15 protein-coding genes are annotated in these 23,712 nt (G+C 55.8%); 7 read left to right on the top strand and 8 right to left on the bottom strand.

The genetic code is table 11. The annotated features are described in order from the left end of the window. The first annotated feature begins 545 nt into the window (after positions 1 to 545). Positions 546 to 1,610, top strand: a complete 1,065-nt coding sequence (locus tag THTE_RS09425; RefSeq protein ID WP_157731994.1) for a M28 family metallopeptidase — start codon at positions 546 to 548, stop codon at positions 1,608 to 1,610. A 424-nt stretch (positions 1,611 to 2,034) separates the two neighbouring features. On the opposite strand, the gene THTE_RS09420 is transcribed toward THTE_RS09425, so the two are convergent. The 3 genes from THTE_RS09420 to THTE_RS09410 all read right to left on the bottom strand — a co-directional run bounded on the left by THTE_RS09420 (position 2,035) and on the right by THTE_RS09410 (position 10,390). Beyond that, positions 2,035 to 3,642: a hypothetical protein gene (locus THTE_RS09420; RefSeq protein WP_095415202.1), complete on the bottom strand. Its 1,608-nt coding sequence runs from the start codon at positions 3,640 to 3,642 to the stop codon at positions 2,035 to 2,037. A 168-nt stretch (positions 3,643 to 3,810) separates the two neighbouring features. Further along, positions 3,811 to 4,884: an aspartate aminotransferase family protein gene (locus tag THTE_RS09415; protein WP_095415201.1), complete on the bottom strand. Its 1,074-nt coding sequence runs from the start codon at positions 4,882 to 4,884 to the stop codon at positions 3,811 to 3,813. 274 nt (positions 4,885 to 5,158) lie between these two features. Further along, entirely contained in the window at positions 5,159 to 10,390 is a 5,232-nt protein-coding gene (locus tag THTE_RS09410) for an AAA domain-containing protein (protein WP_095415200.1), read from the bottom strand. 469 nt (positions 10,391 to 10,859) lie between these two features. On the opposite strand from THTE_RS09410, the gene THTE_RS17955 reads away from it, so the two are divergent. Then, positions 10,860 to 11,021 carry a hypothetical protein gene (locus tag THTE_RS17955; protein ID WP_157731993.1) on the top strand — a complete coding sequence of 54 codons (162 nt, stop codon included), beginning with the start codon at positions 10,860 to 10,862 and terminating at the stop codon, positions 11,019 to 11,021. A 67-nt stretch (positions 11,022 to 11,088) separates the two neighbouring features. Then, positions 11,089 to 12,570: a hypothetical protein gene (locus tag THTE_RS09405; protein ID WP_095415199.1), complete on the top strand. Its 1,482-nt coding sequence runs from the start codon at positions 11,089 to 11,091 to the stop codon at positions 12,568 to 12,570. 126 nt (positions 12,571 to 12,696) lie between these two features. On the opposite strand, the gene THTE_RS09400 is transcribed toward THTE_RS09405, so the two are convergent. Both THTE_RS09400 and THTE_RS09395 read right to left on the bottom strand, forming a co-directional pair. Next, entirely contained in the window at positions 12,697 to 13,185 is a 489-nt protein-coding gene (locus THTE_RS09400) for a hypothetical protein (RefSeq protein WP_095415198.1), read from the bottom strand. A 143-nt stretch (positions 13,186 to 13,328) separates the two neighbouring features. After that, on the bottom strand, positions 13,329 to 13,622 hold the full coding sequence (locus tag THTE_RS09395; RefSeq protein WP_095415197.1) for a hypothetical protein: 294 nt from the start codon (positions 13,620 to 13,622) through the stop codon (positions 13,329 to 13,331). Positions 13,623 to 14,216: 594 nt separating this feature from the next. On the opposite strand from THTE_RS09395, the gene THTE_RS09385 reads away from it, so the two are divergent. Then, complete coding sequence (locus tag THTE_RS09385) at positions 14,217 to 14,597, top strand: response regulator (RefSeq protein ID WP_095415195.1); 381 nt, start codon at positions 14,217 to 14,219, stop codon at positions 14,595 to 14,597. A gap of 56 nt (positions 14,598 to 14,653) precedes the next feature. Here THTE_RS09385 and THTE_RS09380 read toward each other — a convergent pair whose 3' ends face one another. Continuing rightward, entirely contained in the window at positions 14,654 to 16,240 is a 1,587-nt protein-coding gene (locus THTE_RS09380; protein ID WP_095415194.1) for a hypothetical protein, read from the bottom strand. Between the two features lie 409 nt (positions 16,241 to 16,649). Here THTE_RS09380 and THTE_RS09375 point away from each other — a divergent pair, with 409 nt between their 5' ends. Together THTE_RS09375 and THTE_RS09370 are read left to right on the top strand one after the other, a co-directional pair. Continuing rightward, complete coding sequence (locus THTE_RS09375) at positions 16,650 to 17,057, top strand: bacteriohemerythrin (protein ID WP_157731992.1); 408 nt, start codon at positions 16,650 to 16,652, stop codon at positions 17,055 to 17,057. 349 nt (positions 17,058 to 17,406) lie between these two features. Next, positions 17,407 to 19,839 (top strand): MMPL family transporter, encoded by a 2,433-nt coding sequence (locus THTE_RS09370; protein WP_168175825.1) that lies wholly within the window; start codon positions 17,407 to 17,409, stop codon positions 19,837 to 19,839. A 44-nt stretch (positions 19,840 to 19,883) separates the two neighbouring features. On the opposite strand, the gene nrdR is transcribed toward THTE_RS09370, so the two are convergent. Together nrdR and THTE_RS09360 are read right to left on the bottom strand one after the other, a co-directional pair. Next, on the bottom strand, positions 19,884 to 20,402 hold the full coding sequence (nrdR, locus tag THTE_RS09365; protein WP_095415191.1) for a transcriptional regulator NrdR: 519 nt from the start codon (positions 20,400 to 20,402) through the stop codon (positions 19,884 to 19,886). A gap of 302 nt (positions 20,403 to 20,704) precedes the next feature. Next, positions 20,705 to 21,166: a hypothetical protein gene (locus tag THTE_RS09360; RefSeq protein ID WP_095415190.1), complete on the bottom strand. Its 462-nt coding sequence runs from the start codon at positions 21,164 to 21,166 to the stop codon at positions 20,705 to 20,707. Between the two features lie 749 nt (positions 21,167 to 21,915). Between THTE_RS09360 and THTE_RS09355 the strand changes: the two genes are divergently transcribed. After that, complete coding sequence (locus THTE_RS09355; RefSeq protein ID WP_168175824.1) at positions 21,916 to 23,643, top strand: heparinase II/III domain-containing protein; 1,728 nt, start codon at positions 21,916 to 21,918, stop codon at positions 23,641 to 23,643. Positions 23,644 to 23,712 lie beyond the last annotated feature (69 nt).

Below are 23,712 nucleotides of genomic sequence, written 5' to 3'. Positions count from 1 at the left end.
AGTTTAGAAGGTCAGCCCCGGAAACTCCACACGGTGGTGTTGTGAGCAAGCTGTACCCACGATCAATCCTCGCGACGCCTGACTTATCCCCACTTTTCTACTCACGGGGACGTGGACCCACACATAGGTTCGTGTGAGAGCGAGATTCAACCCGGAGGGACCTGCTTGTCAGGTCCGCTTTCCAGGCCTGCACAATCCATTTCACTTGCCGGGCTCCAACTCTTCGTTTTAGTTGCCGGCGAGACGGTAGGGGCAATTCATGAATTGCTCCTACAACACATTGTGCCCGTGGCATATCGTAGTTTTTGGCAAAAGTGGGGATGGGGTAGTCGCGATGCCTGTTGACACGTTGGCTGCGGGCTAGCGTATTCCGCCTTGGGTTGGAGACAGATATACTCTTGACGTGCGGAAGCGGCAACCGGAAGGATTGACCGACGGATTACGGCCCGCCCGGCTTGTGCATTTCGCACGGAAAAACCTTTTGGCGACAAGTTAGCCGAGAGGCTGATACTTCAGCAATGAGCTTCCAAATGAGGAGCACTTCAATGAGAGAACTCAAATTGGCAAGGATTGTTCCAATTGTCATGTTGGCCACGTTAGCGCACTCTTTGTCTGTGCTGGGCGAGGAGCATCCGGCGTCGCCTGAGAGTCGCTGGACGGTCGTATGGAACCAACCCACTGTCGTGGAGGAAATCCAATCCCGTATCACGCAAGTTAATGCGGAGCAGATCCGTCGTCACCTTTTCTACCTGGCCAAAGACCCACTGCCGTTTCGAAAGCTGAATTACACTCGACCGGGGCAAAGCAAGAACTCGCTTCATGAAGCGGACGATTACCTGGCGGCTCAACTTACAGAATGGGGCTACCAGGTCGTGCGAGAACCCGTGCAGGTCCAGGCTTTTCGACGGGATCCGAGCAAACCAAAGGCGCATCAGTACTCGCCACCACATCCCGAGGATCCCTGGTACACGGCTTACAACCTTTATGCCGAAAAACAAGGAAAACGCCACCCCGAGGAAATCATCCTTCTCCTTGCACACAAAGACTCGCAAAGTTGGGTGGATTCGCCCGGTGCTAATGACAACGCCATCGGCACATGCGGTCTGCTCGAAATGGCACGCGTTCTGAGGGACTATCCGAACGACCGTACCATCCGCTTCCTCTGGTGTAACGAAGAACACTGGCCGTGGACCAGCGTGACAGCGGCGCAAAAAGCTAAAGAAAGAGGCGATAATATTATTGCCGTCATCAATCTGGACGGGATTGGGGTGAAATCCGCTGAAGACACGGCTGCCGGAAGAAAGACCAACGTCACGGTTTTCACGGTTCCCGAGGGCGAGGCCCTGGCGCGTCTGGTTAGCGCAGCCAACGAGCGCTTCCGGATTGGCCTGGAGCAGAGAATAGCTCAGCGGACACGTCCCGGCGATGACGACGGATCATTTGTGCGGGCGGGCTATCCCGTGACAATCTTACAAATTGGATCATTCCCCTACGCAGATCCCAATTACCACACCGAAAATGACATACCGGAACGCACGGATGTCGAAAATGCGGCAATGACCGTCCAGCTAACCCTTGCCACGGTCGTCACGCTCGATAGGACACCGTAAACGGGCGACAGGCTCCGGCACCGAAGGGTGAAGTAGGGAACTGTGACGTCGATTCTTATCCTTCGATAAGATCTACCCTGGCAGGCCACAGCGAGATCGACTCGTGGCCATCTTTTCCTTTGCCGACTGAAAGAGCCGCCGCCCTCGACAAGGTCTCGCGCGGCAGTGAGATTCAGGGCACGCTGACCTCCTTGCCCGGCCGCATTCCAACGCCGAATCATTTATTTCACAGCCCTGATCCGTCTGCCCAGTTCGGCCGCTCGGACGCAGCGGCAATTCGTGAATGGCCCCTACCACACGTTCCGCGTTTGGGCTCTTATGGATCGTCACAAGAGGCGGGAATGGCCCGACCACCCAATTATGAACCATTACCCGGTGATGAATTTAGTCGACAGACGGAACTCCGAGAGCGGGCAAGGGTTGCTCATTTCCAGACCTGAATCCACCCTCGACCCGGTATCTCGTGTTCTTGGCCGTTGAGCGCAGCCTTCACGGGATCATTGTTGAAATTCTCGATTACGTAGCTGCCGTCCTCAAAAAGATAGAGCCCAACCTTATTGGGAGCCCTGAAAGTGATACCGAACGGTCGGAGAAGGGCCATCCGCAAGGGTTCCAATTCGTTTTCCGTGAGTTTAAGAAGCCGGTGGGGGTCGCCCAGCACAGGCAAGATCTGAACGTTCGGACGATTGAGTAAATCTTTATTTTTGAGTTGTCCGGCGAGCGCATCCGTCAAAAGGATCGGTGTCCCACGGTCAACCAGCCGCACAAGCCGTTCTTCAAATTGTGGGTCTGTCAAAGCGTGGACAGGGAAAAAGGCAGCCTGAGCGTTTTCCGGAAACTCGTGGCAGGGAACCAGAGGAATGCCCAACATTCCAACGAAATCGTACACATACGGTTCCCGTCCCGGCGAGCTGTGGGGCGGTTTGTAAGCAGCGACACCGATAATCCGTCGGGTTTGGATCTTTTCGGCAACAGCTAAAAGCTCGGGAATGTGCGTTCGAAGCACTTCCACGTTCCGGGGACCAGTTCCGCGCTGCAGTGCGCCGTAACAGAAAAGCAGCGTCTCGCGGGCGCCACCCAGAATTGTTTGTCGCGCTTGCTCCACATAGGTGTGTTCGGTCGTGCCAAATGGATCAAACCACCCGCCACCGCATTTCTCGCCACCAATTCCGCCCAGCCAGCGCATGATGAAGTAGCCCTCGTACTGGACCGTGCGTCCCCAGCGAGGGTCGTCGTAATCACGGGTCTCAGTCCCCACCCAAATGCGGTCAAAATCGGCAGTTTGCCGAATGACCTCGTAGCCTCGTTCATGGAAATAGTCATACCACTGAGGGTATTTAATGATGATCCGCACGTTGGGGTTGACTTTGCGGGCGGCTTGGAGAATCTTGATCCGCGACAGTTGCACCATCAATTCACATCGATAAGCGGACCAGGAATCACCATTTACGGGGAATTCTTGATCACCGATCCTGACGGTGCGCTTTGCTCGGGCCTGCTGACACTCCGGGCACGTGCAGTCAGTAAAAAGGAAGTCGTCGATCATGATCTCGTCAAATAGCGATGCGGCGTAGGCAAATATTTCTGCCAGTCGATCCTGCGTTTTAAGATCCGTGTAGCATGAGATCGCCTTCCAGCCGGTGGAGAGTTTGCCCACGTTAGTCGGCGTCACACAGCCGGAGACTTCAAACCCTGCCTGGCGAAAGGTATCTCGAGCGGCTGTCAGAAGATCTCGGGGGGCTTGATAGCCATCGCGAAAACTTTCGATGAACACATGGGTGACCCCCGTCGCCCGGCACCATTCCATCGCCTGTTGTCGGCCTTCCTCCGTGGCGAGCCGGTCGCGAACGTCCTGGGCCGAGAACAGCGTGGCAAAGCGGTGAATTGAGGACTTTTCGCGACACAATTCCCACAGATTCGGATGGGCTGCCTCCGGTGCTTCCGCACCATCGACTGGGCGAAAACCGTGGAACGAAGCCAGAAGTAACGTTACAGCGCCAAACGCGGACGCGATTCGATTTGCCGTGATCACGGGTCACCTCCGAAAGATTCAAGAGCAATTTGCGTGGGGCTGGAAGCAGTCTATTATCCCATGCCCCATGATTAAACCTGGAGCGCCCCGCGATTTCAATACGTCCCGAAGAAATGAGGAAGAGCCGTGGGCAACAAACGGGTTGGTGGGCCTTTCGGATTCTCTTCGTTACCAACTCCCGAAGAAATTACGTACTGCTTGTACAACTCGCTCTAAATCCGTCACTTCATACCGGAAGTCTGCATGAAAGAAAAGAATGCGTTCCGAGAATTCGACCGCTTGGCAATCGTTCATCATGTGGCAGTTTTTGGGCCAGAGGACGGCTGGATAAATCTGCCGCTCAATGAGGTATTGCCGCAATTGGTCCCGAACCGAGTTGGTCGGACATCGAATGACCACGCCGAATGAGCAGCTTTCGGCCATGCGTGGTGGATTGAGAACCTCGACTTGCTTTATTGTCCGTAATAGTCCGGCCAAATACTCGACATTTACTCTCCTTTTACTCCGCCATTGATCCCACGGCAATCGATCCAAGAGATGAGAGGTGATTTCCAGCGGTTTGGAAAGCGGCAGCGTTTTGAAGAGATTCTCTCCCGAGGTTTGAAGACTCCGGAACAGGCTTTTCTCTACGCTGCCTCCCCTGAGATATTCGGCCTTCAGGAGCATTCCCGCCAACTTCTGAAGGGCTGCCCGCTGGTGGTCGGGCTCTTCGATTGATGGTGGCTCGATCGGATGCCCGCGAGGCGACCATATTGCCCCACCGTCGGGAAGCGGCAATGTTTTGCGCAGCGACACAATGCAAAAATCGGCCGATGAATTGCTGGCCCAGGCGCTCCACGGGTCGTGTGTGTGATCTTCGATAAGCCCGGCCGGTGTCGTGCGAACTAACTGAGAAAACTGCGGCGAGCGCCAACCGAAGTGATTCACAATCAACACACAGTCGGAAGGCTGAAGGTTCCTGTAATTCAACTCAGGCTGGCCTATTGGCAGATCGGGGTAGGGGATACATTCCAGACCGGTGGCAAGAACCGCGTCCACGACGCTCTGGCAGATATAACTGGGCACGTAACAGCGGTGCCACCCTCTCTGTTTTTTTCCTGCGAGGAGGGCAGCCGCCAGGGCCTGCCGACCGTTTCCAAACAGCACCGCATTCGCCGGAAGTGCCCGTTTCGGATAGGGATAATCCAGCGGCAGAATCCACCCAAATTCACTTCCGTGTTCCCAGGGAATTGAAGTTTCCATTGAAACATTGGGGATTTGTTAGACGTGTTCGCAAACCATTTCCATACCACCTTCCAATGTTAATATCGAAACCATGAGGCCCACAGAGAGGGGTATCGACGGTCCGACGTTGGCATGCGGACATACGTGACAGGTGTCAAAACGAGACAAAATCCATCCAGTAGCTCGCTTCAAGATGGCGCTCTGGCAATTATGGCGAATATGCCATTGTCACGGAGGCGCAAACGAAGCGGAAGTAGATGAGCAACCATTCCCTGCCAATAAACTCTGCCTTTTACTGTGGCCCATCCGCTCTGCCTATCTTCGCGATCAGCCAATCAATCCCTGCTTCATAAAGAAAACCCTCTTTCACCGCCTCTGCAAAAAGGCTGCATGCCCAGGCCTTCTGCTTTGCGGTAAGTTCCCAGCCTCCCAAAGGAGAGCAGGACTCTCCCACTTTGTATAGAAACTGGCGCGCCGTGGGAGTAAATAATCCTTTATCCTTCGCCCAGGCCGCGAGTTTCTTCCATATTTTGTCGTCATCAGGAAAGTATTTGTCGATGACACTGGCCAGGGCTGCTTTTGGAGCGGCCATCAGGCTGTCAATGAACTCATGGACTGCAAACGAACCCGAACCTTCTGGGGGTTGCTGGACGTCCAAGTGGTAGCGAATCGTGGGTGGGTCCTCTCCGTCGATATTTTCTATTTCTGGAGCTTCCCGGGGCGTCGCTACCGTCTGTACAGAAGGCTCAACTCGGCCGGCCAAAAGCGACGTCGCGTGACCGGATGGCTTTGGCGATCGAGTTGATGCTCCTGGAACTGGCCCCACTCGGTCCACGGAGTAGCCACCGTTTTTCGGCCGCCATTTTTGTGCTCCGCCATTTCCTGGCGTCGATTGTCGTGCCTCAGGTGGTTCGTAGACACGGTTTCGAGTTTCAGATCTCGCTTCTCCATCACCATCGCGCGGATGAGCGTGATCATGACACGATTCGTTCTCCTGCGCCGTTTCCGCCTCGTTCTCGGTCCAGGGGCGAATGTTCAGTTCCCGGCATTTGTCCAGGATGTATTCCAGACAACGTTTGCGGTTGGCGTAAAACTCTGATTGCCGCACCCTGATGATGGTCCACCCTACGCGCTCCAATTGTAACTGGCGATGCAAATCTTGCAGAAACTGTTCCCGACCATGCCAGGAGTCACCGTCGCATTCAATTCCCAGGCGTTTCTGTTGACCTTCCACAACGAGGTCGATCCGGTATCCGGCAACGGCCCATTGAGGTCGGATTCGGTATCCCAGGCGGAGAAGCTCAAGGGCCACCTCCGTCTCGAACCAGCTTTCAAATGGCGTTGGCGGTGGATTCGTTTTCCGATTACGAACATGTTTGAAAAACGTTTCCAGGGTCTCGCGCTGCGCGTAGACACCGTCTGACAGTGCCTGCTCGGGCGAGTAAAAGAACTGGCAGAGCTTGTAGCGAAGATCCTCCGGAGAAAGATCTTCCAGCCGAACGCTGTGGAACAGCCAGACCTGATCACGGGCGCGACTCATCGCCACGTTAAATCGCCGTTTTTCGTCGTCTGTTGTCAAAGCGCGAAAACGCTGGTTCGGTGCCACGACGAGAGAAAGGAAAATGACATCCCGCTGATCTCCCTGGAAACTGGGAGAGGTGCCGCATGTGAGTTTCCGTTCTTCCAGTTCCCGCGGCTCAATACGCTCGCTCAGCAGTCGCTGGATCAGTTCCATCTGGGCCTGTCCCTGGAGTGTGATCACGCCCATTGTCTTACCTTTGTACGCGGGATCCTTCAGACACTGCTGAATTTTCTCAACAATGGCCTCGGCTTCGGCGCGGTTGATAATGTTCGGGCTTTCGCCTTCTGTTCGGCCGGTACAAACAAAAACGGCCTGTAGCGGTGGAAGTGCCTGCGGCGGGGCCTGGCGAAGAGGAATGAGCGGCTCCTCTTGGTAGCAGAGATCGTTGCTGAAACGAATGATCTGGGGAACACATCGAAAATGCTCGCGCAGAGTGATGGGCAGACCGAAGGCCCGCAGAGCATGATCGTAAAGACTGAAGTCGGGCTGGTAGCTCTCTGCGAAATCAAGTACGCCCTTGAGATATCGATCGATGAGACCGTTGATCCGTTCCTGTTCGATGAATTGCTTCCCTGGACTATTCTGCTGGTCATCACCCACCACAATGAGTCGTTTGCCCAGCATGAGAAGGAGCAGCGAATCGAGACCGGCTTGAGACGCCTCGTCCACGATAATCGTGTCAAAGATCCCTGGTTCAACGCTGGTTGTTTCCCAGACTCTGTGGACCGGCATAATCCAGACGGGAATTTTCGGAAGACACTCAAACAAATAGCGGCGTGCCTCCCGCCGCAGCCGCGGCGCGCGTTTGCCGGTTCCCTTCCCAATTCGCTGAATCGTCTTGACCCAGGCCTGAAGATTCTGCCGCGTGCGATCGTCGAGCCGCAGCATAAAAGCTTGCCATGCCTTAAGACTCGCGAGTTGCTTGATGATATCCCGCTCCTGTTTTCGGAGTTCCTCTAAAGAGAGTTTCAGCTCTTGATAGCGGCCGGGCTGGGTCACCCGGCGAAGCCATGCGCGAGCCTCCGACCAGTGCCACGCCTCCGCAAGCTGGCCGATCAACGGGCGGGCGGAAGCCTGGCCCTCTGTCTCACTTAGCCAGTTCTTCAGTGCCGGGTATGCATTCTCGATACGCTCGCGCAGGGCAAGGTATCGCTCGTGAGAAGAAAGCAGCGACTTTCGCGAGGAGTACTCGGCGCAGCCCGACCGCCAGAGTTCAGCCTCAATGTTCTCGAGTGCGTGACAACACTTGGCTATCGCGGGATCGCCGGACTCCTGGTACTGGGCTCGCAATCGCGAGGCGAGTTCCTCAATCTGACGCTGAGTGCGTGCCAAGCGTCGCCATGCCCATTCTCTCGCGATGGATTGCTCCCATATCGGCAGGGAATTATCCGAAAACAGTGTTCGCCAGTCCTGAACCGGGAGCATGGAGAGGACGGAACGCCCGGTCTCGAACGCGCGAAACAGGGCCACAAGTTGGGCTTGCCATTGCCGGAGTTGCACCGCCGCCGCCAGGACATCACTGGCAGGAAAGTCAACTTTGCCCGGCCACATGGCAAAGGCAGAGAGCACCAGCTCTTTTAGTTCTAGATACCTGATCAGGTCATCAAGCTCACTGAGATTTGCCGGCGGGCCACCATTCACCCGACAGAGCTGTTCGACGAACTCTGTTTCTTTGACGACGCGCGGTGAGAAGAATAGCAGCCACCGTCGTTTACCACCCCGTCGAAAATGCTCCGCTCTCCGCCTGGCGGCTGAAAGAAGCCCCTTTAACTCCATATCTTCCGGATAGGTAACGCTGACGGTCTGCAAAAATGCGCTGTGTTCCGACAGCCGTTTGACGGCCTCTGCCCAATTTCGGATCAGTGGCAGCCAGCTCGGCTGTTTCCCCTCAACAAATTCGTGGATCACAAACGGAAGGGACTCCCCCAGAACTGCCGAGGCTTCTCGAATCGTACGATTCAATTGAGTCAGGCACCGCGAAAGCTGTTCGACGGTCTCATCTGGGAGCTGCTTGAGGCGGTTGGAAATAGTGCCATCAACGACCGCTGCGAGTTGCTGAAGCTGGGTCTGGAGGGCAGCCCGTTCTTCAAACAACGCTTCAATCTCTTCCGGGCTGGGAAGGTCTATGTCGGTTTTGGCCCAGGCCAGGCTTTGCTTTCGATCGGGAGTCAACTGGACATGCCAATTCGCAAAGAATTCCAGTTCGTCCTCAGAGAGCGGAAAATGGTCCTTCGGGCCTTCCTTCGGCAGCCATCGGTATTTGGAAGCACGTTTGTTAACCTTTTGAGCGATATGAGCGGCCGTCCCGGTGTATCCGCCAGGCAGCGTACGGTCCACCCGAGTTTCTGCTTCGCGAACGTCGCAGAGTTCTTTTTCCAGCCGCGCTATTTGATCACGGCACTCCCGAAGCTTCTCAGAAAGCCTTGCAATTTCGGCGTTCTGAAACAGTTCGTCCCACTGTTCGGCCCGGCGGACAATCCGTTGGACTGAGTCTTCCATCAGTTTGAGCTCGCCGCGCGAGTTCCCCAACGCAATCACGCAGAGATCCCTGATATCCTCCGGCAACATGTCGCGAAGAACAGTCAACGCCTTCGCCGACTGGGCCGTGATCAACAGGCGATGGCCCTGGGCCAGGAGATGGCAAATGAGATTGGCGATCGTTTGGCTTTTTCCTGTTCCGGGCGGACCTTTGACCAACACGCACGGCTGTTCGGAAAGCCGTTGCGCAATCCGACGCTGCTGGTCATTGGATGCTAAGGGAAAATAGAGTTCTGTGTCCGGGATGGGGGAGCGAGATCTCTTAGAAGTTTTGCGATTGCTTTCAGGTCCAGAAATGAGGTCGGCTTCCTCGCGGGCCGCGGGTTTTCCCTCTAGAAGCAGCGTCTGCCATGGGCGCGTTTCGCGCAGACGGCCTTCTTCAAATCCCTTGATAAACTGAAGGACCGTCTCTTCGTAACCTGTGAAAACACGACGCCGGAGGGCAAGCGCCGGGGCAAAACGAAGACTTAAGGAGTTCTGTCTTTCGGCCCGCGGCGACATCGCCGTCACATCAATCAGGATTTCCGGAGAAAGGTGATTACCTACCAGATTCAACAGCTCTTCGATGAGCTTCTGCTGGGTAAGATCGCAGTCGAGTTCTTCCAGTTTTTCCTGCAGGGAAGCCTCGGTAAAGTCCGGCCGAAGGTGAGAAGGGAGAAACGTGAGATCGAGCTTGAACTGGGTGAAGTCCCAGGAAGGCCTTACCAGAAGCTTTCCCCTGATGGGCTCGAGGACGATGTCCGCCGGTGCAACGAAGATGTGGCGGCAGTAAAACTGGCCGTCGATCACTCCTTCCAGCAAACCGAAGGCCATAACCAGTTCGGACGTCTCGTCGGTACTGCTGGAAAGACGACGCATTAAATCGAGTTGCGAATACAGCCGCTGACTTCCCTGCCACAGACGGTAGTTGGCGTACCAGGGCCGCCATTTCTCGAGATAATTGGCGAATGCCTTCTGAATCTCCGGGTGATCCTCCAGTCGCTCGTAGGCTATTGAGTCGTCTTCTTCTTGTTTCGCAGCACTGCTGAACAAGGGCCCCAGGGTGTTTGCTGGGGAAGGAATTTCTGAACGGAGTTCGGGCTCGTTCCCTGACGGATGACGCAGGGAATACGGATAGTCCGCGATCCAGAACCTCAGTTGTTCTGAGGGCTCCGGCATTGCCGGTTCCTTCGGTTTTTGCATCTCCAGCCAGAGCTCAGGATCTGTATCGCCCCTGTCATTGTCATTGAGCAAAGGGGAATAAATCCCCTGGGCACCACGCCTCAGTTCCGCAGCCAGATCTCCCCACCACAGGACACGATCATCCTTTGTGTATGTGGTGCCACTGCGTCGTCGCAGTCCAGAATAATCTCGTAAGAACTTGAGAAGCGCCAATGTTTTTTCGAAAAGAGCGGGCATCGTCATTGGCCTGTCCACTTTTTAGAAGGTTTTTTGGTTCGATAAGGTCGGCCACTTTTGTGGCTCGCAAAGATAGCCGGACTAAATACACTATAAATCAAATACGGCCGAATCACCAAACTGCAAAAACGAACTCATCAATGTCATGGGATTGATCACTCCGCGATGCCCTCGGAAGAATCCATACAACCGTGCTGGATGCTTCGCGCCCAACCGAGAGAACAGGTCGCACATTTCCTTTTTGCCCGCTTGATTGCTTCCTGTCGGGGAGTTACCAAAATTGACGCTGAGCTTCCGGATGGTACGTTCGGTGCCGGAGCTTTTAGTAACAAGAGACTAACCGTCGATAGGAAAGACCATCAAACAATACCATCTGGGGGATCATCGCACGAAGAAACGTTGGAAGAATTGTTGGAAAGTTCCATCTGCTAAACGAAAATCATGAATTGAGCGGAGCTATCAAGCAGTCGTTGGGATGACTGTCTACCAGCAGCAAACGCCGGTGGAGAGCGGCGCCGCGACGCTCGCCGTTCGGACTGGATTTGGACCGGTACGAGAAATCCGGCTATCGTTTGCGGGAAGAACGGAAGTTGAATCGACAGAGTTCTCCGACTCAGGTTTGACCGCGGTGCAATAGGGCGTTTTCTTCAAAGGCCGGGTGCAAATCTACAAGCTTACCAGGTTGACGTTTATGGAGTGGAACCATGATTCACCAGAGAACGATTGTCCGAGCTCTCACGTTTTTCGTGGCATTCGTTGGTGTCGTGATGGCCTGTGCCCGGGCTGACGACAAGGCGCGACCAGGGGACGGCAAAGAGGTGACGCCTGTTTTCGCTGTGCGCACGCTCTATGCCCCAGGGCATTTTGGCAATAGTTATGAGGTGATGGGCGAAAACGAGATGCGAGAAATGCTCCAGGAGGCACTTTTCTGGGGGTTCAATCGCTATGCCGACTGGTTTGATATGGAGGACTGTTCCGATCCATTTTCAGCGAAACGAGAGTACCAACTGGGGCATGCTTTATGGGAACGAAAAAAGGCACATTTCCTGGCCGCCCAAAAACTGGGATTGGCATGCGGCCTGGTTATCACCCCGAATCACGTCTATGTGGACCAGTGTCGTGCTGATTGGCTGGCCACGACGAACGCAAAAATTTTCGGGCAACTCATTTGCCCTTCCATTCCAGAGGCAAGGCGCGTCATTCTTCGCAACTACGAAAACCTCTTTGCAGACCTGGCGGCGAGCGGTGTACGTCTTTCTACGCTCGTTGCAGCTCCCTACGATTTCGGTGGATGTGCCTGCGAGAAGTGTCGTCCGTGGATTCTCACGTTTGCGAAGCTATCTCGAGAAATTTACGAGATAGGGCGAAAGTACCACCCGGAGCTGAGGATGGAAATGATTGGCTGGTGGTGGCAGCCGGAGGAACATCAATTATTCGCGACGTGGTGCGAGGAGCACGCCCCCGGTTGGGTGGGACAAATGTACCTTCACATCCCTTATGGACAGACCGATGTGGCTTCCGTACCACTTCCCCAGGGATGTGCACGCTCAGCCTTCGTTCACATCGGATACGCCGACCAGGCAGCTCCCCGGGATGTGTACGGCCACCTCGGCTCGGTGATTGCCCCAGCACGTTTGGAAAAAACGGTCCGTGATCTGGCTGGCCACGGCTGTCAGGGCGTGATGGCCTACTCAGAAGGCGTCTTTGACGATGTCAACAAGGCGATTCTTGCGGGTTTGGCAAGCGGTCGGTACTCCTCGACGGATGAAGCGTTACGTGCCTATGCCGTGCGTTATCTCGGCGCCAGTGACGACAACGCCGCTGAATGGGTCGCCTGGCTGAAGCTTTGGGGACGTCCTTTTGAAGTGGATGTCGCGGCGGCGGAAAAAACTCTCGAACAATTGCTTCCGGCGGACTGGGAAAGAAACTGGCGAGTCGTGCAGTGGCGGTACAAGTGCGAACTCCTAAAGTATCACCACGAGGTGATGCGGGAAAAAGAGTGGAACCCGAAACGTGTGGCGGCGGCCGAGCAGTTCTTCGCAACCCAGGAAGAACTCCAGCGAAAGGTGTGGGGGATCGGACCCTTGCGACACATTTTTGCCCGGCGCTTCACACCCCTACCGTGGTACGGCAGTTGGGCCGAATTTCAAAAAAAGCAGGCTTCCGCGATATCCGATCAGCAATAAGGCCAATCGTTCAGATTGGCTCAGTGAAACCTAACGGACCGGTAAAGACTGGTAAACGTCTGGCAAACAGGATGAATGAGACTTGCAGAGTCGTCGTATTTGCTGTGCGTTTGCGCTAGTGAGTGTTTACGGGGGGGCCGACGGGCTGGCTGCTTCCACACGATCGAAGAGTGAACGTTTCAGTAAAAGATAGTTCTGGCCCCGGAACTCGGTGACGGTCCCCCAAACTTTCCAGAACACATTGCCGGCGTACGTGTTCTGAACGCGAAGCAGCCGCTCGAGGGCGAGGTTTTCCAGGACGACCAGTCGATACCTGGCGTCTTCAGAGAAGAAGACGTAGCGTTCACCGGCAGGCCGAAGCGTACCTGTCACTGCTTCAAGGGCGGTGCCCTCGCGGAGTCTAGGGACGGAAGGGCTGGCAGTCCGTTCAGCGGAACTGGATTTCGGCTCGGGATCGGTAGACGGGATTGAGGAATTGGATGAATTTCCCGACCAGGCGTCCCTGTCCGCGCTGTTGGAAGCCGGATTTTCTGCCCAGACTTTGCGAGCAGCCGTGAGGATGCCAAGTGCGGCCAGGCAATGTCCGATGGCCCTCCAAAAGGAGCGTCGGTCCATCGGCTGTACGACCTCTGCCGATGAAGAGGTATGGATAGATTGAAGCCGCTGGCTGTTTGTCGTCTGTGCTGACCGGTGGTAGGGCAATAGGGCACCAACTCGGATTTGAGCAGGGGACATGACCACTGATTGCCATCTTGTTTTCAGCCGCCCGGCTTAGGCAGCGCCAGACTGTAGAGCACGAGAACGGAACCCGCGGAGAGCATCGCGTAACCAAGCCAGTCGGGCGGACGCACAGTCTTTGGAGGCAGATTGGTCTGCACACCGGTGATGGCGGCAACGGCATCGCTGGCGGTAGCGACGGGATGCCCGGTCCGTTCGGCGAGAAACTTGGTCGCCTCCGGCGTGAGGACCACGGAGTCGATCATCCGTAGTTCCAGCCCAAAAAAGAGCAGGAATAAACCCAGCATGTAGTAGTGGTACCGGTTCAATTCCATGGCCTGCCGACCCTCGCCAGACTTCTATTCCCGCTCACTGTGAGCCAGGTGCGCCCGGAAGACAGCCGCAATGCTTGCCTGAGACACACGCACTCGTAAATACCAAAGGAAACTCCGGGCGTGAAGTGCCTTGATACTTCATCGGCGGGGATATTTTTTGGCGATTACGATTGCCGACGGATATCGGTAAGGGTTGATTGTGACGCACGTGGTGGTTGCTCGGGACGCGATTCGGGTATTGGACAATCGGTTTGTATGGGCAAGAAACATCGATACGGTTTTGACGCAAACTTCAAACATGCGGAGGGGTGGCGGCTCCGCGGCAAGTTTTCCCAAGTGCCGGCAGGCTCCGCAAGGCCGTGTGCCAGGTCGTGAGCTAAATTTGGAAAAGAAAGAAGCGATTGTTCTCGAAAGCACAGGGAAAATTTGCGGCCGGCGTTGCCCTGTGTACTGAAACTCGCAGTTAAGGAAGTCTGGTGAATTGCCGCCGTAGAGACGCGGAGCGTCTCTGCATAGATCAAAGTCCATGGACGATGATCACGAGCAAGAGCCAACGAATCTCGAATCTTAGATGCTGACAGAAGGAGAACAGAGATGGCCAAGCGGGTCCTCATTGCAGACGATTCGATTCTGATTCGACGAATGATCGCCGAAATCCTTTCCCAGGCGGGCTGGGAGGTTGCCGCCGAAGCCGGCAATGGTGCCGAAGCGGTGGCAAAATACATCGAGTGCCGTCCGGATGTGGTGACTCTTGACATCGTCATGCCGGGAACGGACGGGATGTACGCCCTGGAGGGAATTCTTGCGGCGGACCCTCAGGCCAAGATTGTCGTGGTGAGCGCCCTCAATCAAACGAAGCTCATTTCAGAGGCTATCCGCAAAGGGGCACAGGATTTCATAGCCAAACCGTTCCTGCCTGAGCAGCTTCTGGAGACGGTATCGAATTGCGTGGGCGAAACACCGATTGCCGTATGAGCGAGTGAAGGGCACCGGTTGGTTTGAAACGGGCGGCACACGCCGAGAAACGGCTGTCATTTGGCGGCCTGAGTGCGAAGTGTGAATTCGATTGTTCCCTGGCCCACGCGATTGGTGATCAGATCGACCACGGTGAGTCGCAACACATACCGGCCTGCCGCGGCATCTCTGGGAAACGACAGTTCGCAGCCTATGAAGAAGTCCCGCCGTGGACGACGGCAATACTCCTCGTTGGGAGCGTATTCATAACGGGCCACTTCTTTGCCGGTGCCATCAAGAATCTGGTAACTGCTCCGCCACGCCGTGCGAAATCCCTTGGGTGTCGATTCCGCACTGAGGTTTTCCACTTCCGCGTACAGCAGGACTTTTTGACCAGGGACAAATTCGTATTTGTCAAAGGCCTCGTAGACACCCCAGCTTTGCACGGCTGTTACGAAGGCCAGCCCCGTCACCTCCAGAGGGCACTCCTCTCCCAGACGCCGAATGCCGTTTTGAAGATGCCGCCGAGCTTCGGCAAGCCGGAGCTTGGGATCGGGATTGAGGTGTGAATCTTGCAGAAGCCCCAATGCGAAGAGCGTTTCGGACCAGAATTCCTGGAGTGCGGGGCTCATGCCCGGTATCGGCTGCAAGGCATTTTCTCGATTGGCAAGTGCCAATTCCAAAAGACGCAGACGGATTTCGTCAGCGTCATCCCGGCGAGAGGTCTCGTTGAGACTTTTCACCGCCTGTCGCAGGTACTCCTGCCAGCTCCCATTTGATGGGGTCGTTGCGGTCGTGATGGGGGAAGCTCCGCGGATAGACACGTCACTCACGGTCGCTTCACCCACCGGTTGCAGGGAGGTGGGGGTGCCGGGCGAGACCTGGTCGAGAGAGTCGGACAGTTCTGCACGCGTTAGAACCGTGGCAGGCTGGCCCGGCTGTTGAGTGAGCGTGGCTGGCCTAATGGCAGAGGCGTGATCTTCGGCGCGACCATTGACACGATCGTTCCCATGCAACGCGGCACTCTGGACGTCTGGAAAGGCCGGACGCGAGTCCGAGCCCTGCGCTTGCTCTGCCAGTGAAGGCAATGCTGAATGGCCAGGCGGAGTGAGGGACGAATTTGCAGGTAGTCCCTCAACCGGACTCGCTGTGCTTGAGCCTCGCTTGCGACGCAGCTCAACACTGGCGCGAAAGAAATCGACGACGGCCGGCCAGAGATCCGGGGGAGTGCGACAGAGATCCTCGACAAGCTGGGCTTTGCTTTGGGGAGTCAGGATCCCTTCGGCCTCGAGCTCTTCCACGAGGAGGTTGATCGAGATGGCGTTCGGCCGATTCGCCTCCGGGGAAGGGACACCCGAAGGGCTTTGCCGAGTGTTCTGGGCCGGGTTGTCCCTTTTTTCCGCGGCGACAGGCTGGGAAGAAATCCCATCGTCCTTCCCGGAGGGCTTGCTGGTATCTTCGGGCAGCCCGTGAGCAGCGTCCGTGGGTTGGTCCTGCCGGATGCTCCGTTCCGCGCCATGCAAAGCAGCAGAGGAGACAGCATTGGTTTGCGAATCTCTGGAACGTAACGAGATCCCAGGCTGGAGCGGCAAGGACGCGCAGCCGACCAGCCCGGCGCAAGTCAGAAGCGTCAGGAGAACGCAGGGACGTTGCAAGTGCTTCATCCTTGTTGCCACGCGCGGTGACTCCGGTTCTGCGGCAGAATCTTAGCAAACGCTGAGGATTTGGCTCAAGACACGATCGGTGATTCTCAAACGGTGCAGCTGTGTCCTGCGCCTAGGAAAATCGTAGGACTTTTTGTCTCGGAGCTTCACGAGATAAGATTCGCATTGTGGTAAAACTGCGCATTCTGATGAATATGCGCAGTTTAAAGTAATCGCGCTTTGGAGAAATAGCGAGTCGGTGAATCAGCGATACCAAGCTTGGGAACTGATCCCGAGTTTGTTGCGACTCCGTCTCAGCAAGGTAAGCTGGGCAAATTCGCCGGGATTCGTGCTCGCGTGGCCGAGCTATGCTTGTTCAGGGAACCTTGACAGTACGATGGTTACAGAATTTTCCGAGGAGGGACAAAGAATGGTTTACGTCTGGGACGGCTCAATGACCACCGGAATTCCGCGAATCGATGCACAACATCAGGAACTTCTCCACAAGCTTAATGGGTTGCTGGCAGCCATGAAAGCCAGAAAGGGACAGGAAGAGCTGGCGAACCTGATCGGATTCCTCGGGGAATACGCCGTGAAACACTTTTCTGACGAGGAAGCAGTGATGGAGCGCAGAAAATGCCCTCTTGCCTTAACCAACAAGCTTGGCCACCAACAATTTGTGCGGAAGTTCCAAAATTTTAAGAAACGGTTCGAAACAGAAGGGCCCACGCCCAGCCTGGTTCTCGAACTCCAGAAGGAGCTGTGTGATTGGGTCATCCAGCATATCAAACATGTCGACACGAAACTGGCGAGTGTGGTCAACCAGTCGGCCCCGTAAAGGTACCACCCCGCGCAACGTTTCAATGCAGGGGTCCCACATCATTTGTCCGCTCTGTCTGCCAACAGGGTAGGCAGCCTATTAGGGTTCGCCTACCTTGAATTCTTTTTTCATGGCGACTCTCTGCAAAAGCTAAGCCCTCTGCGCCGTTGTCCAGCCATTGGTCTTTCGCTCCTGTTACACTTTTCCCGGAGTTTAAATCTTGCCTGTTTTAAAGTGGGAAAGCATTTTTCGGGCATTGGGTCCTTGTAGAAAACTATTGGAGTTGGCTGCGAATTTGGTACGATAGAAAAAGGTTCCGGGCGGGAGAGGAGTTTCTGGGCGGTGATGCTTGAGGAGAGATGGATCAGTGTTTCGTTATTTCAGCCAGTTCGTCACGCGCTATTGGCCACTGATCTTTGTCGGCTGGGGAGCGATTTTTCTTATCCTTCACTTTGCCGCCCCAGTATGGGACGAAGTAGCTCGCGACGGTGATTTTGCATACCTTCCCGATCAGGCGGCAAGTGTTCAGGGTGAAAAACTTCGCGCGGCAGCATTTGGAAAGTCGGAATCTCAAAGTGAGGTCGTCGTCGTTTTAGCACGGCGGGACGGCCCGCTTTCTGCCGCGGATCTCGCCTTTTCCGAACGCATCGTGGAAACCTTCCAGCCGAAGGAGGGAGAGCAGACACCCATTGTGAGCGTGACCGGGCCGACCGCTCAAGTTGTGGGCAAGAAATTGAAAAGCCCGGTAACGGACCGCGGCCAGGCAGCCCTTGTAATTCTCCAGATGCGGGGGGAAATCATGGCCATCGAGAATATGAAGCCCCTCGCAGAGATTTACAGAAAACTTGACGAATTGGCGCAGTCGCCCGAAAAGCCGGCAGGTCTGGAAATCGGTGTTACCGGTTCGGGGGCTGTGGGGACGGAAATGCTCATCGCGGCTGAAGAGAGTATCCGCAACACCGAATGGGCGACCATAGGGTTGATCATAATCATCTTGCTTGTCGTCTATCGGGCGCCGCTTCTCGCGGCAGTGCCGCTCATCGCGCTGGCTGTGGCGGTATTTACGGCCTTTGATGTCCTCGCGATCTTGGCGGGAATCAGTCTCAAAACAGGCTGGTTTGAGTTCGCGGTCTTCAAAACGACCAAAATTTTTGTGGTGGTGGTCCTTTTTGGCAGTGGTACGGATTACTGCCTGTTCCTGATCGCCCGGTACAAGGAGGAACTTTCCAAAGGGGCTGGTATCATTGATGCGGCGGCCAGTGCCCTCGACGCTGTGAGTGCGGCTCTTCTTGCCAGCGCCTGGACGACGATCCTGGGGCTTGGAATGATGATCTTTTCCGACTTTGGAAAGTTCCGAAACGGAGGGCCAGCGATTGCTGTGGCGCTTATTGTGGCCCTGGCGGCGTGCTTCACTTTGGCCCCCGCCATTCTTTGTGTGCTGGGCAAAAAGGTGTTCTGGCCATTTCGCGTGGACCTGGATTCCGGAGAGGAATCCGACGATATCCGGCTGGGGCGGCGGTCCATTGTGGGGGCCAGATTTCAAGGCTTGTGGAATTTTCTCGGAGAGCGCGTGTTGCGTCGGCCGGGCCTCATCCTCGTCGGGTCCTTACTCGTGATGGCTCCTTTCGTTTGGAATGCCCGCTCTATTGACCTCACCTATGACCTGCTCAGCGAGCTAGGTCCCGATCGCCGGTGTGTGCAGGGAACGGCGCTTCTTCGCGAGTATTTCCCGGCAGGGGAAACGGGGCCAGTCACGATCCTGGCTTATCATCCCAAAGCCGACTTTTTGGAGGGCCCCGATCGCTTTCGGTTACTACGGGAACTTACGCAAGCGATTTATTCGATGGAATACACGGCGTCCGATGGCACGCGATTCAAGCCGATTCAGAGTGTGAGGAGTCTGGTAGATCCGCTGGGAGAGGGGGCCGGTGGCAGTGCGTTGGTGAGTGGTGTGGTCCGGGCTCGCGCCAGGGCGATGTACGTCGCGCAGCAGGAGCCGTATCGGGGCAAGGTCACACGCCTGGACGTCATTTTTCCCTATGATCCGTTCTCGGTGGAAAGCATTTATTTGCTCGATGCCCTGGAAAATTATCTCAATCAATGGGCAAGTTCTCATTCCGACTGGAACGGGGCGCGGTTTTATTTCATCGGGACGACACCTGGAATCCGCGATCTGCGAGCGGTAACCCTCAGCGATCAGCAGCTTATTCAGCGTTTGGTTCCCCTGGCTGTGCTGTTTGTCCTCATTCTTATCCTGCGGCGACCGGTGCTCTCTGTTTTTCTCGTCCTGTCGGTCATCTGGGGCTATTATGTGACGCTGGGGATCACTGAATTGGTGTTTTCGTGGATTCGTGGGGCTACTTACCATGGCCTGGATTGGAAGCTCCCCACCTTTTTGTTCGTCATCCTCGTGGCCGTGGGCGAGGATTACAACATTTATCTTGTCACCCGCGTGCTGGAAGAACAGGCCAAATATGGGTTTGCGGAAGGTCTTAAATCGGCTCTGCGGAAGACGGGTGGAATCATCACCAGTTGCGGGATCATCATGGCGGGGACATTCATCGCCATGATCAGTGGTTCACTGCGTACGATGCACCAACTGGGGTTTGCCTTAGCACTGGGGGTACTGCTCGATACATTCGTTATACGAACCATTCTTGTCCCGTGCATTATCGTGCTATTGGCTCGATACTTGCCTGGATGGCCTTGGAAGAAAGCAGCCGAAACAACCACTGGCGCGAGAGAAGTCCACCTGGAACCCCACCTCCAGTCGGAAATCCCTGTGCAGTCCCGTCGGTGAAAAAACACAGAGCAGCCGACGAATCTTTCCGCAACTGCTAACGACTACTGGTTTTGGGGAACCTGGGAAGAAGTTGGTTTTGGCTGGGATGCGAGAAGACTATTTGAACCGGATTCGCTGAGCATGGGCTGGACTTCCTCAACGAAGTCCTTGGCATCTTCAAACTGGCGGTAAACGCTGGCAAATCGGACATAGGCGACCTGGTCGAGCTGGCGAAGGTACTGCATTGCCAGCTCGCCGATATATCGGCTCTCCACTTCGTTATCGAAATTGCGTTCGATATCCTCTTCAATGGCGGAAACAACGGCCTCGATCTGCTCGTCACTGATTGGACGTTTCCAGCAGGCCTTTTCAAGCCCCGCTTTCAGCTTGTTCCGGTCATAAGGAACGCGCGATCCATCTTTTTTGATGACCTTCAGCCGGCGCTTTTCGACCCGCTCGTAAGTTGTGAAACGTCGGCCGCACCGATTGCACTGGCGCCGCCGGCGGATGGCAGCCCCGTTTTCCGCCACCCGGCTGTCGGTGACACGGTCGTCGTCTTGATGACAATACGGGCACTTCATGGGCGGAAACCTGATCAAGCGTTCCCAGCGCAAAAGCTCTCTTTAGGGTAGTATAGCGACTTCGGTAATTCGCCGAAATGGACCGGGTGGCAGGGAGTCTCAAAAAAAGAACCGACCCTCTCAATGGAGGGTCGGTCGCGAGTTACATCACCGTGATGGGGTACGCACAGGGTTACGTAGCCCCAAGAGAAAGCATTTCAGGGTTGGCATCCACTGGCCAAATGCACGGAGGCAATTAACGGGAGGGGCAATTCCAACCTGAGCCAGGTCGGGGCGGGCATCCGATCCACATCAGCAGGCACTCACTTCTTTTCCTCGGGCTGAGGAGCCGGTTTCGGGGCTTCCGCGGGTTGCGCCGGCTGTGCCTCAGCGGCCGGCTGGCAGCATGCCTCGTCCACGATCACCACCCGATGATGCCGACGGAACAGGCGGCAATGATGGTGAACCGGGGGCGGGCACTCGGGTTGGCAGGCCGGTTCGACCTTCACAGGCTCGCAGGGCTTCGGCGCTTCGCAGGGAGCCGGCTCGCAGCAGGCCTTGGCAGCCCTCCGAGCCTCGCAGTGAGCCCGCAGCCGGGCCAGCAATCCAACGCGTTGAACGGGCTGGCAAGCCGGTTCACAGGCCGGGGGAGCGGGTTGCTCGCACGCCGGCTGGCAGGCTGGAACAGGCTGGCAGCACGCGTTGGGTTCGTGGGCATTCGCCACCCACGCCGTGAACAGTCCCACACACACAGCAGCCACACACAGGATGCTTAAGCGATTCATCTTCGGGTCCTCCTTTTCAAGGCTGAAACACCCAGACAGCAACGGACACACCAACAACTCAGCAGGAGCAACGAACTCCTATCGGGCGGATGCCACCCCACTACCGGCGCTCATTTGCGACCTGTGGCCGCCTCCCTGTTTTGTAGCCTGCGACCACACCTCCCGTGGGGCATCCCCATCCCTAGGTTGTTAAAGATACCAACTGGAGAACCGTTGTCAAGGGCGTAGGTGGGGTAAATTGTTCCTTTCGGAGCAAATTTGTCGTTTGCGTTGTGATAATTAGATTGGACAAAATATATCGGCTGGGACCGTGGTTGAGATGATCACCCAACAGATAATTTCCGGCAATCGCAGGCGTTTCGAGGCAGGAGACCGCGAGAACGTGTCGCTTTTCTCAAATCCTGGGTGGCCCTGTGCGCTCGGGCGGAGGTCTGCAATCATACTGTGGCCGGATAGGAGCAACATCGCAAGTGTTTGCCCGAACCGACGGAAGGAGCGCGAGAGAGAAATCCTTGCAAGTCCCGCTTTTGTCGAAACGGCCAGGACGGATAATTTTGACGACATCGAGAGAGCAAACGACAGTAGGAGGAGACTACATGATTTTTTCTCATTGTTTCCCTGCAAAACGTGTGATAATCCTTGCTATTTTCGCTATTTTGCCGTCAATCCTCATCGTTAGCCGTCCCGTCGCCGCGTGGGAGACCCCTTCCCCGTTGGCGACACTCCGAAGGGAACACCCAAGACTCATAGTGACGCGTGAAAATGAGATCCGGGTAAAGCAGCTTCTCGCCCGTGACGCCCGAGTCCAGGCACTTTTTGAATCTCTCCGGAAAGAAGCCGATGAGGTCCTGAGTCAATCCCCGGTGAAGCACCGTCTCATAGGTCCCCGTTTGCTTGATCAGAGCCGGCGCTGTCTCTCCAGAGTTTACCTCCTGGCCACGGTTTACCGGCTCTCGGGAGAGCGGCGCTACGCCGATCGGGCCATCAAAGAAATGCTCACGGCCGCGGGCTTTCCTGATTGGAATCCGTCCCATTTTCTAGATACCGCGGAAATGACGCACGCACTCGCCATTGGCTATGACTGGCTTTATGACGTACTGGATTCACAACAGCGTCAGACCATTCGACAGGCAATCGTAGAAAAGGGCCTCCGGGAGGGGGAGAAAGTTTATCGGAAAGGAACGTGGTGGACAAAAACCCCGTGGAATTGGAATCAGGTGTGCAACGGCGGGATGACCCTGGGGGCCCTGGCAGTTGCCGACGAGGAGCCGGAACTAGCACAATACATCGTGGCGCAAGCCATCAGGTCGGTTCCAATCGCCATGGCCAACTACGCGCCTGATGGAGCCTGGGCGGAAGGCCCGGGTTACTGGAGCTATGCTACTCACTATACGGTTTACATGCTGGCAGGACTGCAGAGTGCCCTTGGTACGGATTTTGGCCTGTCCGATTTGCCGGGATTCGACAAAGCGGGCCACTTTCGGATTCACGTGGTTGGTCCGAGCGGGTTGGCTTTTAATTTTGCGGATGGGTCTGCCCGGGTGGGATCGGCGGCGCCGATGTTTTGGCTGGCGACGCGCTTTGGCAAACCCCTTTATGCCTGGCATGAGCGAGAAGTGATTAAGGGCCGCACGCCTCTCCATCTCTGGTGGTATAACGACCAATCTGCTGACATTAATCAGGAATCTGTGGCCAAGTGGTTCCGCGGTGCGGACATCGTGACCCTGTGGAGTGACTGGACAGATCAGGCCGTCTTCGTGGGCTTTAAGGGCGGGGACAACGCCGTCAACCACAGCCACCTGGAGCTAGGGACTTTTGTCCTCGATGCCCAGGGTCTACGGTGGGTCCTCGATCTGGGCCCCGACGATTACAACCTGCCCGGCTATTTCGGAAACCAACGTTGGACGTACTATCGCTTGGGTACGCAGGGACAGAATACCCTTCTTTTGAATGGGCAGAACCAAAACCCCCGCGCCGAAGCACCTGTCATTGCCTTTTGGAACGGCTCCAATGGTTCCCATGCCGTCGTCGATCTTTCGGCAGCGTATTCGGATGACGCCCAACCGGGGACCGGCCCTTCTTCGAGAGTCCTCCGCGGGATAGCGGTGTTCGGTCGCGATGCTGTCCTCCTCCAGGATGAAATCACCGGGCACCGGGGCAAGGAACTTCAATGGCAAATTCACACCGAAGCGAAGGTCAGACTTCGCAGCAACACAGCCACGCTTACCCAGGGTAATCGGCAAATCACAGCGGAGATTCTTTCGCCGCCTGATCTCACATTCGAGACGCAATCTGCCAATCCGCCGCCACCTCAGCGGCAGAATGAGGGCGTGACCAAGCTGGTAATCCGCACGAAGCTTCCCGATCAACCATTCAGGCTGGCTGTCGTTTTTTGGTGCAATCCCACTGCAAAACGTGCACCTGTTTCACTCCGCCCGCTACAGGAATGGGAAGGGCAGGTGACGCCGAGAAAGTAGTTGATCACTTTGAGTTTGAAACGAACTCCGAGAGTTTCGCCCGAGTGGCGGATAAAAAGCTCACTCTTC

It is taken from the genome of Thermogutta terrifontis (assembly GCF_002277955.1).
In the GTDB taxonomy this organism is placed as follows: Bacteria; Planctomycetota; Planctomycetia; order Pirellulales; family Thermoguttaceae; genus Thermogutta; species Thermogutta terrifontis.
The sequence above is the reverse complement of the archived record's forward strand: the minus strand, read 5'-3'. Positions and strand labels throughout refer to the sequence as shown.

Bases quoted from the DNA above. Each gene is read 5' to 3' on its own strand.
- THTE_RS09425 (WP_157731994.1), top strand. From the start codon at position 546: ATGAGAGAACTCAAATTGGCAAGGATTGTTCCAATTGTCATGTTGGCC.
- THTE_RS09415 (WP_095415201.1), bottom strand. From the start codon at position 4,884: ATGGAAACTTCAATTCCCTGGGAACACGGAAGTGAATTTGGGTGGATT.
- THTE_RS09410 (WP_095415200.1), bottom strand. From the start codon at position 10,390: ATGACGATGCCCGCTCTTTTCGAAAAAACATTGGCGCTTCTCAAGTTC.
- THTE_RS17955 (WP_157731993.1), top strand. From the start codon at position 10,860: ATGACTGTCTACCAGCAGCAAACGCCGGTGGAGAGCGGCGCCGCGACG.
- THTE_RS09405 (WP_095415199.1), top strand. From the start codon at position 11,089: ATGATTCACCAGAGAACGATTGTCCGAGCTCTCACGTTTTTCGTGGCA.
- THTE_RS09400 (WP_095415198.1), bottom strand. From the start codon at position 13,185: ATGGACCGACGCTCCTTTTGGAGGGCCATCGGACATTGCCTGGCCGCA.
- THTE_RS09395 (WP_095415197.1), bottom strand. From the start codon at position 13,622: ATGGAATTGAACCGGTACCACTACTACATGCTGGGTTTATTCCTGCTC.
- THTE_RS09385 (WP_095415195.1), top strand. From the start codon at position 14,217: ATGGCCAAGCGGGTCCTCATTGCAGACGATTCGATTCTGATTCGACGA.
- THTE_RS09380 (WP_095415194.1), bottom strand. From the start codon at position 16,240: ATGAAGCACTTGCAACGTCCCTGCGTTCTCCTGACGCTTCTGACTTGC.
- THTE_RS09375 (WP_157731992.1), top strand. From the start codon at position 16,650: ATGGTTTACGTCTGGGACGGCTCAATGACCACCGGAATTCCGCGAATC.
- nrdR (WP_095415191.1), bottom strand. From the start codon at position 20,402: ATGAAGTGCCCGTATTGTCATCAAGACGACGACCGTGTCACCGACAGC.
- THTE_RS09360 (WP_095415190.1), bottom strand. From the start codon at position 21,166: ATGAATCGCTTAAGCATCCTGTGTGTGGCTGCTGTGTGTGTGGGACTG.